Annotated in this window: 9 protein-coding genes; all 9 read right to left on the bottom strand. The window is 44.9% G+C overall.

Annotated elements, in window-relative coordinates; genetic code table 11:
* Positions 1-60: 60 nt before the first annotated feature.
* The 9 genes from J4N39_RS15060 to tssF all read right to left on the bottom strand — a co-directional run bounded on the left by J4N39_RS15060 (position 61) and on the right by tssF (position 12,279).
* Complete coding sequence (locus J4N39_RS15060) at positions 61-885, bottom strand: ABC transporter ATP-binding protein (protein WP_252025394.1); 825 nt, start codon at positions 883-885, stop codon at positions 61-63.
* A 42-nt stretch (positions 886-927) separates the two neighbouring features.
* A complete protein-coding gene (locus J4N39_RS15055; protein ID WP_252025392.1) occupies positions 928-1,896 on the bottom strand; it encodes an ABC transporter permease in 969 nt (322 codons plus the stop codon).
* Positions 1,897-1,906: 10 nt separating this feature from the next.
* Positions 1,907-3,277, bottom strand: a complete 1,371-nt coding sequence (locus J4N39_RS15050; protein ID WP_252025390.1) for a CmpA/NrtA family ABC transporter substrate-binding protein — start codon at positions 3,275-3,277, stop codon at positions 1,907-1,909.
* A gap of 198 nt (positions 3,278-3,475) precedes the next feature.
* Positions 3,476-4,363, bottom strand: coding sequence for a hypothetical protein (locus J4N39_RS15045; protein ID WP_252025388.1), 888 nt, complete (start codon positions 4,361-4,363; stop codon positions 3,476-3,478).
* Between the two features lie 34 nt (positions 4,364-4,397).
* Positions 4,398-6,164, bottom strand: coding sequence for a type VI secretion system Vgr family protein (locus J4N39_RS15040; protein ID WP_252025386.1), 1,767 nt, complete (start codon positions 6,162-6,164; stop codon positions 4,398-4,400).
* Positions 6,165-6,231: 67 nt separating this feature from the next.
* A complete protein-coding gene (locus J4N39_RS15035) occupies positions 6,232-6,711 on the bottom strand; it encodes an Hcp family type VI secretion system effector (RefSeq protein ID WP_252025384.1) in 480 nt (159 codons plus the stop codon).
* A gap of 143 nt (positions 6,712-6,854) precedes the next feature.
* Positions 6,855-9,449, bottom strand: a complete 2,595-nt coding sequence (gene tssH, locus J4N39_RS15030) for a type VI secretion system ATPase TssH (RefSeq protein ID WP_252025382.1) — start codon at positions 9,447-9,449, stop codon at positions 6,855-6,857.
* A 29-nt stretch (positions 9,450-9,478) separates the two neighbouring features.
* Positions 9,479-10,453 (bottom strand): type VI secretion system baseplate subunit TssG, encoded by a 975-nt coding sequence (gene tssG / locus J4N39_RS15025; RefSeq protein WP_252025380.1) that lies wholly within the window; start codon positions 10,451-10,453, stop codon positions 9,479-9,481.
* Positions 10,450-12,279, bottom strand: a complete 1,830-nt coding sequence (gene tssF, locus J4N39_RS15020) for a type VI secretion system baseplate subunit TssF (RefSeq protein WP_252025378.1) — start codon at positions 12,277-12,279, stop codon at positions 10,450-10,452. The genes tssG and tssF overlap by 4 nt, the downstream gene beginning before the upstream one ends.
* Between the last annotated feature and the right edge of the window lies 1 nt (position 12,280).

Here is a 12,280-nt window from a genome sequence, read left to right as displayed (position 1 = left end):
AAAGCGCCCTAATTAGAGTTTGAATTCTAAATTAGGGCGACAGGAAGAAAGGTTTATAATTTAAGCAACGTTAGTTTGCTTGGCTGGCTTTGGCGCAGGCTTAACATGCGCTTGTTTTTCATAAAGGAATTTCAACACCGACTGTCGGTACGATTGATAAGTAGCGTTGTCCGCCAACTCGACTCGGTTTCGTGGTCGTGGCAGCTCAATATCGAGTACCTCGCCGATAGTCGCTGCTGGGCCGTTGGTCATCATCACAATGCGATCCGACAGCAGCACCGCCTCATCAACATCGTGAGTGATCATAATTACGGTGTTATTGAGGTCAGCTTGGATTTCCATCAAGGCATCTTGCAAGTGAGCACGAGTCAAGGCATCTAGTGCGCCAAACGGTTCATCCATCAGCAGAACTTTGGGTTTTAGAGCCAGTGCACGAGCAATACCCACACGTTGCTTCATACCACCAGAAATCTCATCGGGCTTTTTATCGCTAGCGTGGGTCATTTGTACCAAAGAAAGATAATGCTCTACTTGCTCTTTCACCCACGCTTTTGACTGTCCTTGAGCGACCTGTTTTACGGCTAGCTCGATATTTTGATACACAGTCATCCACGGTAATAGAGAGTGGTTTTGGAACACCACTGCTCGCTCAGGTCCTGGCCCATCGACTTCTTTGCCATCGAGGATCACACCACCATCGGTCGGGTCTAAAAGGCCGGCGACCAAGTTCAAAACGGTAGACTTACCACAACCTGAGTGGCCGATAAGTGAAATAAACTGACCTTTCTCAATCGGTAGATCAACATTCTTCAGTGCCACAAACTCCCCTTGTGGCGTAGGGAACCGCATTCCAAGCTGGGTTAAATCTAAAAATGGTTGGGACATAACACTCTCCTTAAGGCTTTATTTTTCTTATCTGGCTACGGGTTATCTCAGCACTTGCTGTTTATTCCATGACACATGTTTTTGTAGTGCCAGCATGCCTCTATCGAGTAGCAGACCGATAAAGCCGATAGTGATCACCGCAACCATGATGCGGCCTAATGAGTTTGAGCTGCCGTTTTGGAACTCATCCCAAACAAACTTACCCAGACCCGGGTTTTGTGCCAGCATCTCTGCGGCAATAAGTACCATCCAAGCAATACCCAGTGACAATCGCAGACCAGTGAAGATCATAGGTACAGAAGATGGTAGAACGATGTGCACAAGGTGTTTCCACCAAGACAGTTGCAGTACCTTACTTACATTCAGTAGGTCTTTTTCGACACTCGCCACACCAACCGCTGTATTGATTAGCGTTGGCCATAAGCTACATAACGCTACCGTCAGCAATGAGTTAACGAACGACTTGGCGACCATAGGATCATCACTCACGTAGAGCGCACTCACCACCATGGTCACGATAGGAAGCCATGCAAGTGGCGACACGGGCTTAAGCAGCTGAATGATCGGGTTAAATGCCTGATAAACACTTTGGTTAAGACCCAACACAATCCCTGCGGGGATGGCTATCGCTGTCGCCAAGATAAATCCAGCGGCTACCGTCACTAAGCTCGTTACAATTTGATCAAAAAAGGTTGGCTTACCAGTGTAGCTACGGATTTTCACAGTCGCATCAGGGTTTTTCGCCAGTTTGGCGGCGTTACGCTTCTCCTGTCTTAAATAAAACGCTTCTTCTTTGTTAAGTTCTTCTAAGTGTTCATCCACCAGACCTTGGAACTGCTGCGCGGTCTGAACCGGACCGGGCAGCGTACCTAGCGAGGTCTGAACTTGTTTGGCACTGATGTGCCAAACAAGCAGGAACACTGTGATACCAATCAGAGGTAGTAGCAGCGCTTTTGAACGGTTCGCTACCACCTGCTTTGACGGGAATAATGCAATCACATTGCTCGCCATAATCTACTCCTTAAACCTTATCTTTGCCTTTAAGACCAATCGAGAACTTCTCTAGGTAAGCATTTGGCTTACGACCGTCGTACACGATATCGTCAATGAAGTGAGTTTGAGGGGCACGGAAGCCATCCATAGATTCAAACTGCGGGAACTCTTTTGCACTTAGCACACCATCTTCAACCAAAGACTCTGCTGCTTGTTGGTAGATGTCAGGACGGTAAACTTCTTTCGCAATGTCCATGTACCAGCTGTCTGGTTTTGAATCCGAGATTTGACCCCAACGACGCATCTGAGTTAGGTACCAGATAGCATCACTGTAATATGGGTAAGTGGCGTTATGACGGAAGAACACGTTGAAATCTGGCACATCACGCTTATCGCCTTTTTCGTATTCAAACGTACCCGTCATACTGTTTGCGATAACTTCTTCATCGGCACCAACGTAGTAGCTTTTCGCCAGCATTTTCACCGCTTCTGGGCGGTTTGCGTTGTCATTCTCATCTAACCAGTGCGCTGCACGGATAAGCGCTTTAACAACACGAATGTGAGTGTTCGGGTATTTTTCAGCCCAAGTTTTTGACACACCAAATACTTTCTCTGGATTGTTTTTCCAGATCTCGTAGTCGGTAACCACTGGTGCACCAATGCCTTTAAATACCGCTTGTTGGTTCCACGGTTCGCCCACACAGTAACCCTTGATGGTGCCAGCTTCCATGGTAGCTGGCATTTGTGGTGGTGGCGTAACGCTTAGCAATACATCTGCATCCACCTGACCACTGTTATCACCTTTATCTGGTGCGTAGTAACCCGGGTGAATACCACCAGCGGCCAACCAGTAACGTAGTTCGTAGTTGTGGGTCGATACTGGGAATACCATGCCCATGTTGAACGACTTACCATCATCACGGTAACTCTCAACCACAGGTTTTAGCGCATCCGCCTTAATTGGGTGCTGAGGACGACCATCGGCCATTTTAGGAATGTTTGGCTTCATCTGTTCCCAAACATCATTCGATACGGTGATTGCGTTACCATTCAAGTCCATCGAGAACGCCGTAATCACCTCTGCCTGTGTACCGATACCGATGGTCGCCCCAAGCGGCTGACCTGCAAGCATGTGTGCACCATCTAGCTGACCATCAATCACTCGGTCAAGCAGCACCTTCCAGTTCGCTTGTGCTTCTAACGTGACGTAAAGTCCTTCGTCTTCAAAAAAGCCTTTTTCATAAGCAACCGCCAATGGCGCCATATCCGTCAACTTGATAAAACCAAATTTCAGCTCTTCAATTTCCGGCTCGCCAAGTTCAGCCCATACCCCTCCCGAATAGACCGCTAACGATACGGCAGCCACCGCAAATTTCTTATTCATCCAAGTCACTTTCATCTCCAACACTCCTTGTTTCGATTATTTGTGCGACAAGCTTTTTATTAATTCGCTTTGCTCGCGATTCGTATTTACTAATCCAAGGAGTGTGCCAAAAAATAAAAGTGTTATTTTTTAAACAGTTAGAGTGGAAGGGTGGATTTATGTGATCTGGGTTGCATTTCAAAAGTGCAGAGTGCACCAAATAACCCCTTGGGGTTATACCCCCAAAGTATTAGTGCCGATCCATTGGTATGCACTGGCACTGCGATATCGTTCTGAAGAGATATCTAAAGTTAAATTTGCCCCTGAGATTTCGTGATTGATGAGTTGGTTTTGTAGCTGCCAAAGGTGGTACATGCCACTACATGGTCCTAAGCTTCCAACTGCGGCATCTGGCAACAAGATCTGGCTTTGGGCAGTGATGCAGGATTTGAGATGACGAATAGACTCCATACAAGCCTTTTGAACGCAATCATCTAATTGGCTAGGGACAAAACAATAAGCCAAGGGTAAACCGATGTTTCGTCTATAGCGGCTGAATAGAGCTTCTATAGGCTGCTCCATCGGTTTGTCTGCCGTTTGAACTTCGTAGCTGCTCCACAGCAACCCAAAACCCTGTGAGCTAGGGGCCAAATTTGCTGAAAAAAAACATTCGCTTTGTGTACTTCCAGCCATTGGGTGATCTGGAGAGAATGCTATGTCTGACTGGAAATACGCATCTTGGTGAAAGGCGACAACCTTTATCAATGTGTCACCCATTGCGAAAATACGCTGTGCCTGACGCAATGCCAACTGCATAGCGCAGGCTCCGTAAGGAAAAACCAATACTTTGATAGTCGAAGGGATCTGGGGTAAGCGTTGTAGCGTTCTCAAATACTCGTCACGCTGCTGATCTTTAGACCCTTCTGAGAGCAATACAAACAAATACTCTGCATCCATGGATATCGTACTTGCGGGCGGAAAGTCTGAAGGGAAAGCAAACACACTAACTACGCTTTCACCGTTTACTTCCACAACTTCTGGCTGGCTTTCTAGGCTTATTACTTCAGCAAGTGAGCCCATCATACCGAGTTGAACAACTTCTGGCTCTAAGCTAAAAACCATTGTTTGAGTGCTCTTTTTTCATCAAAGTCAGCGCTTAGTTAAGTGCTATCTTGCCAGCTTTAAGCGTAATCTTGCTGCCATTAATGGAGATAGATTTACCACTCACATCAATATTGCCATTGTTAGACAACGTGATTGATGCGCCACCGCAGACCAATGTGATCTGTTCTCCTACTTTGAGGTCAAGCTGCTTCCCAACATCGAGCAACTGACTATTCACCACCTTATCGACACGATCATTTTTTGTCAGCGATTCAAAATTTCGTTGAGCTTGAAGGTATAAACGCTCTTTGCCAAGCCCATCTTCAAACCTAAGTTCGTTAAAGCTGTCGCTGTCACCATTTTTTGTCGACTGAGTTTTTATCCCACAATGAGCACTGTTATCAGGTAGTGAATAAGGAGGTATTTGCTCACCGTTATACAAAGACCCAACAACGATTGGTTGATCTGGGTCTCCGTCCAAAAAGCTGACCAGCACCTCTTGACCAACTCTCGGTGTAAATTGAGCGCCATAACCGTTGCCCGCAGAAATTTGGGCGACGCGTATCCAGCAAGAACTCTTGTCATCAGGCTTTCCATTACGATCCCAGTGAAACAAAACCTTGATACGACCATATCTGTCGACATAAACCTCATCGCCTTGCTCTCCGGTAACCACTGCAGTTTGAAGCCCCAAAATGCAAGGTTTACGCATGCGTTGAGTTGGTCGAAATAAAACCTCTCTAGGAAGGCATGTAAAACTGTTACTCACCATTTGCACGCCCTCTTTTTGGGCACCTAGTTGATTTACAACTGTTGCAACCAAACTAAGCTGGGTAATGACATACTTATTACCTATGCAGTGAGCACTTTGCGAATCACTCAATGTGAAGCGATCCCCTGCGGAAAAACCAAGGCAATTACTGGTTGCAGAATACACCGTGGTATCGCATTGAAGTGCTTCTAAATGGATATCCGCTTGCGCTTGTAGCCGTGGGTTATTCTCCGAGCCAGCATAGTAATTGAAAACCTCGCCTGGACCCGGTGTAAATCGTTGCATGTGGCGACTGGATTCGCCAAACGGTTTAGTGCTTGGGTTAGTAAAATCATAGCCTGCATTTACAACACTCTTGCTTGAGATTTGATGGATATCACTCCAAACGTCTATGTGTGGCTGTGAAAACGTACCTGAATGTTGCACAACTTGAGGTGGCGATGCGAGACGGTAAGAATCAATAGAGTCTCCGAGAACAATCTTATGGGTTTCTGGGGTGTGTTCAACCCTATAGAAAATGCCATTTTCTTCCATCAAACGATGAACAAATTCAAAATCGCTCTCATTGTACTGAACCTTATATCCATACTCTTCATAAGATTGCTTAAGTTCAAATTCAACTTTAAGTTCATACTCAGCAAAAATATCAGCAATAATACTACCAACGCTTATACCCTGATAAACTCTACAGTTACTTCTATACTTCATAAACTCAAGTGCAGAAACTAATGTAAGGCTATAATCTTGACACTTTAGCTCTAAATCATTACTTGGTAAACGGGTTCCAAGTGACTGAATATGGCTAACATATGCATGATAGTATTTTATTTTTCTTTCCGTTCCTTCTCGATAATTAACACTTACCGATACTGCTTGCCCCAAAAGCACTTCTTTAATCGCAACATCATCATGACTATAGCAATTGATGCTGGCGTTAAATGGGATTGAAAGCCCTTCGTGCAACTCTAACCGAGTTAAATAAAGTGCATCTTTGCCTAAAGGAGTATGCAGCTGAACAGCATTATGCTCTTGTGTTGCTTTTTCCATGAAACTCATTATCTTTCATGCTAATTTAAGCGGGGTAAAGAATACCCCACCTGTGAGCTCTTTAAGTTTAGATCTGCTGACCTTTCACACCACTGTATCCGTAAACAAGAGGTGCTTGCGCATTATTTTGATCATCGGTTGGAGTCACCGTCATCATCATTTCTGTATAAGAAATAGAGATGGTTTCAACTGGGCGATCATTTTGAATACTGACAGCATAGCTTGCGATAAGCGCATCAGTAAGTTCGATTTTCATGATCTCTTCGATTTTTTCACCCTGTTTTGTCACATGAAAAACCGCCGTCTTGCCCTTGCCTATCGTCGCCTCTTTAAACAGATCGGGTGACGCTTTGTCTTGCAGTTTGGTGATTGTGATATCCCCCAAACGGGTGGCACTTGCTTCACGATCTTGCGCTGTACCTGTGTTGGCAGAAATTTCACGATTCACCGACCAGTCTACAGACATCAGAGTAATAAGATCAGCATACTGCTCCGCTGTCGCCTCACCTTTGATATCTCCATATTTTAAATAAGTATTCGCTTGCATGCTATTCTCCTAATTAATCAAGCAAGATAAGTAAGCTTATTGAACATTCAACATTCCATTGGATGTAAAACACAACACACGAATTAAACAACATTCTTTTAAATAAAGATAAAAACAAAATCACTTTTGGATGATATATCGTATTATTTAAAACTTACCTCATACTCATCATCAATATAATCAACAATTACTTGTGAAAAAACTCTACCGTTGGATTGATGATCCAGCACACCACGAGATATTCTTGGCAACAACCTATTCTGAATATTGGAATGTATAGCCCTTGCACCTACATCAACATTAAATGAACTAAATACTAGTTGCCTAACAACATTGTCATTAAACTCAACACTTTTCCCATAATTATCGTCAAATCGTTTAGCTACTCTTTGAAGTTGTAGAATCGCAATATTTTCTAATACCTTCTGACTTAATGGCATATAAGGGATAAGATTTAACCTTCCAATAAATGCTGGCTTAAACGAACCTAGTAAATCATCTTGCAATGCGGTTTTTAGCCCCTCGATATCGGGTGCTGTTGCTTCGTCCTCACACAAAGACACCGTAGTCTCCGTCCCCACATTCGACGTCATTATGATGATGGTGTTTTTGAAGTCGATATCTCTACCTTCCCCATCCTTAATCGTTCCTTTGTCGAAGACTTGGTAAAATATGTCTTGGACTCCAGAGTGCGCTTTTTCCATTTCATCGAGAAGAACCACACTATAGGGTCTGCGCCTTACTGCCTCCGTTAGTACCCCACCTTCCCCATATCCTACATAACCAGGGGGAGACCCAAGCAGGAGCGACACCTTATGTTCCTCTTTAAACTCGGACATATTAATGGTCGTAAGACTATCTTCACTTCCGTAAACCAACTCAGCGAGCGCTAAAGCCGTTTCTGTTTTGCCTGTGCCACTAGGGCCAGTCAGCAAAAACACACCATTTGGCTTATTTTCATCACTTAGCTTGGCGTAAGATGTCTGCACGACTTTACTGATCAAAGACAATGCGTGATCTTGCCCTGCGATTCGAGCACGCATTCGCGACTCGAGATCGAGTATTTGCTTGAGCTCATCATTTTGCATTCGACCCAATGGTATCCCTGTCCAATCGGCAACTACTTCTGCCACCAAAACATCGTCAACCTCAAAAAACACCATTGGACGCTTTGCTTCAGCGAGTGACGCCTTGGTTTCGGTTAGCTGTTGCCTTGCATCTTGCTCACTCGCTACAGACAGCTCACCATTCAAAATTCTATCCGACAACGCTTTTGCATTTTCAACCATGGTAAGTTCTTGTTGCCAACTATTCACTGCCGTCTGATGCGTATCATCTAGCTTGGACAATGATTGTTTAAGGGTTTCACGTTGCTCAGCATTTTCTGCCCCGGTTTTAAACTCTCGAGTCAACCTATCAAGCTGCTGGTGAATGTGTGTTTGTTGACACTCAGTGGCCTCGATGAAACTTGGGGTTGAAGCTTGGCTCATTGCAACTCTGGCACATGCCGTATCTAACAGGGACACCGCTTTATCTGGTAGTTGACGCCCATTGATATACCGATTCGATAGGCGCACTGCGGCTTGTAGAGCTGCATCATTAATGGTGACATTATGGTGCTTCTCTAGTACAGGCAGCAGACCTCGAAGCATCATAATCGCCGTGTCTTCATCTGGCTCTTCAACCTTAATCACCTGAAAACGGCGCGCCAGAGCTGCATCTTTTTCAAAGTACTTTTTATACTCAGCCCAAGTCGTTGCAGCAATTGTTCTTAGCTCTCCACGTGCCAATGCTGGTTTTAACAAATTGGCCGCATCATTTTGGCCCGCTTGCCCACCACTGCCTATCATGGTATGCGCTTCATCGATAAACAAAATGATCGGTTGAGCCGCTGAGGAAATCTCTGAAATGATGGCTTTGAGTCGCTTTTCAAACTCTCCTTTCATACCAGCACCTGCCTGCAATAACGCTAAATCAAGTACCCGAATACTTACTTCAGATAAAGACTCTGGTACTTTTTTGTCTGCAATTCGTTGCGCCAACCCCTCGACTACAGCCGTTTTACCTACCCCTGCTTCACCGGTTAAAATTGGATTGTTTTGCCGGCGACGAGTGAGAATATCGATCATTTGACGAACTTCGTCATCACGTCCAACAATGGGATCAAGCCTTCCCGCTGCCGCTTGCGCAGTCAAATCTAGGGTGTACTTTTCAAGCTCTCCCAAATGACCACTAGGTTTTTCCCCACTATTCTCAGTCTGATTAGGTTCCAGGTCGCGATAGTTTTTCCAAAACTCTAGTAACTGCTGCGGCTGGATTTTTTCCAGTTGACGCATATAGCCAAGGTGATAGGTAACCAGTGCATCATCGTTCAACAATGCATAGATGATATGGACTGGTGCGATACTTTGGTCATCAAATTCTATCGTCGAAGCCATCCAAGCAGATCTAAGTACACTAACTATCTGCGCTGATAATCCCGGCGTAACGTCATTACCTGTTTTTGCCTGCTCTAGGCTTAAATTTAAGTCTCGAGTAAGCAAATCCATATCCAAGCCAAAGTGCTGTGCGATATCGCGAAACTCACTCAATCCGCTGTCGCACATCGCTAATAACCAGTGTTGAAGCTCAATCGTGAAATGCGACCGCCCCAAACTGATCCCTGCCGCCATTTCTAAACTAGTTCTTCCTTCCATAGTCAGCTTTTCAACTAACGAGTTCAGCGTCATCGTTGACATTATCAATCCTTATTTGTCAGTAAAATTGGTTAAGTGATATTGATGCATACCGTTTCATGAGCATCGCGAGAACCACGACTTAAAGCGCAACCTTGACCAAGCGGGAGAGAGCCGCTTCCCAATTGAGCGATGGGCAGGTCTAGGTATCGAGCATAGAGCTTCCAAGAAGCCTTGATGTGTATTGGTATGTATTGATTGGCGACACGGTGAAGTAAACTTAGTAATGGCGTTCCTGGCATAAGTCTCGCAACGTCTTGCGCAGTTTTTGTATGCAACTCTATTTCAATGGAAGAACCGATATCCCACACTCGTTGCCCTAACATGGCTGATATACCTAACTGAGAAAACCCTTCGTTATTGAAATGGGAGTTAACCAGTCTAGTTTGCTCATTCGGGTCAACAGGTAACCATCTCCCTACCCGCTCATTGATTCTTGTTTCAACTTCAGACAAAGTCGTCAAAACTTGCTTAAGGCCTTGCGCCGAACGAACTGGGTTCGCAAACAAACCACCGAGAAAAACTATGGTGTCATCTTTTGCTCCAACTTGATTAAAAAGCAGCTTGGAGATAGGGTCATTATGCTTAAGGTGTAACCGATAACGATACTGAACCGAAAACTGATATTTCTCCCATGAACGATGATAAAGCGAGATCAGGCGATGATTAAAAATGTCTAGAAAGTCTCGGATAGCGTGGTCTTTTTGCTTGCACCGTTCAATTACCCATTCACTGTAATGTCTTGGTAGTACACCACTTGGCCCAGTCAATCCAAATGAGTTGATATAGACTTGATAGTGTTTAGAACTAGAACTTGGCTGATCAATTCGCTCCAATACTGCCCCTGGAAACCCAAGGTGCTGAGGGACTTTAAAACGAATGCTTTCTTGACCGGGCAGAGCGTCTGTGCCGACCAAATCCGTGTAATTTTGGCTCTGAGTCTGAAGTTGAAAAATCTGGTGATGGAAACTCAGCTCATCACCAAGAGATCGCAGAGAAATCGTCATAACAGCTCCCGACCACCAGCCATGGCGGGCCATTGATGCACAGGTTCAGCTGCGCCTGTCACTTTAATGGTCAAACGTGAAAAACTGTTGATGGTGGTGTACTGAGCAAAAAAGTGAGACAGCAAACCACCAAAAAAGAATAGGTTAGTGCCTGCAAGCTCCTCGCTGACAAACTCGACGACAATATCTGAGCCACTAACAAAACCAACTCGCCCATGATGAACAACTCTGGTACTTGCACTGCTCACCTCGACATTTTTTATGGCTTTGGCCAGTGCTTTGGTTTGTGGTGACTGTTCGAAGTCATAAAGCTGGATCAGTGCTTTAAGCAGGCCCGTTGCTTCGGGCGATGTAAAATGATTAAGCGTCAAGTGACTGGTTAGCTGCCAACGAGAGGCATCAAACATGACGGGGCGAACGGCTTTGGTAAACTTTAATAAGCAATGCGGCGCTTTGAGTGAATCTTTGAAATCACGCATAGACAGCCTTGGCTGTTGTTCACCGAAAGGCAATTGTGCCGGTACATTACGGTTGCTACAAAGGAGCTGAGCTGACACCACCCATTGCATTGAGTCCTCGACATTAAAAGGAGATTGTTGCCCATCAACAATGGTTAAAAACGTGTCAACCCCTGGCTCTTCATGCCCGCCAGCCCAACGGTTGTGCTCACGTCTTTGCGTCCAAAATAGCTGGTTTGTATCACTCACCCTTGGCAGGTTTGTTGCGTAAAACGGTGTGACCTGAACCTCTTCATCGTGAAAATGTCGAGCAGTAACCTCTTTCACTCGAACAACTTCGGAGGTGTGGTCTTTGAACGGAGCTATGGAAAGTTTATGCTCATGATGAAACGGCTCCAAATAGAGTGGTCGACTTGAACGCTCAAATAGATTCACTATAGGCACGCACCCCAGCAAGATATTTTTTTCACTAAGTTGTTTCTCTAGGAAATCGGACACTCCGTCGATAAAGAAGTACAACTCAACTTCACTTTCATCTCCTAACCAAGCAGGATCTAACTCTGTTAGCTCAAAAAACATGAACTTTTCAGGAAGGAGAAAGTACTCAACCAAAAGCCGATAAGCGCTAAAAGAACGATTTTGATAGGGAACGACTTTGTTTTCATCACCAAATCCCACCATTTTCAGATGACTTGGTGAAACATACTCTATCGCTTGGTCTTCATCGGGGGAGACTATCGCTATACCAACACAAGATTGAAAGATAAGTTGGTATACTTCGGCGCTTAATTGGGGCTGGCCATGAATGTAAAATCGTAGTGAATCGATAGGCAACTCACTTAAAGCGACCGAATCAAACTCGGCCGATACGCTAACTTTTAGCACCGATGCACTATCAATCTCAACCCCTACATTTGGTGCTTTATAGGGGGCATTTTCAAAACTCACCGCCGTCACTTCCACTGGCAAAACCTTAGTCTCATAACAAGTCCGGAAGTAACAATCATCTGGCGAATCTGTAGACACTTTGACTTCGGTGCCGACAGGCACATTACGCATGCCATTGACGACATTATCGGTACTAAGTTTAATGATCGACATTGAAGGGATCGGGGCGTGATAATCAGGATAAAGTTGCCCCATCATGGCTTCGGTTAATTCTGGAAAGCTGTCGTCAAGCTTTTGCCTGATTTGTGCAGTTAATAAGGACACGCCTTCCAAAAGCCTTGAAACATGCGGGTCCTCCACATGATCTTCACTTATCGCCAATCGCCCAGCGACCTTAGGATAGTGCTTAGCAAACTCAGCGCCCATATGCCTCAAAAAGGAGAGCTCACGGTTATAGTATTTCAATAAGTCGTCGTTCATT

Origin of the sequence: Vibrio sp. SCSIO 43136 (assembly GCF_023716565.1) — a bacterium.
In the GTDB taxonomy this organism is placed as follows: domain Bacteria; phylum Pseudomonadota; class Gammaproteobacteria; order Enterobacterales; family Vibrionaceae; genus Vibrio.
The sequence above is the reverse complement of the archived record's forward strand: the minus strand, read 5'-3'. Positions and strand labels throughout refer to the sequence as shown.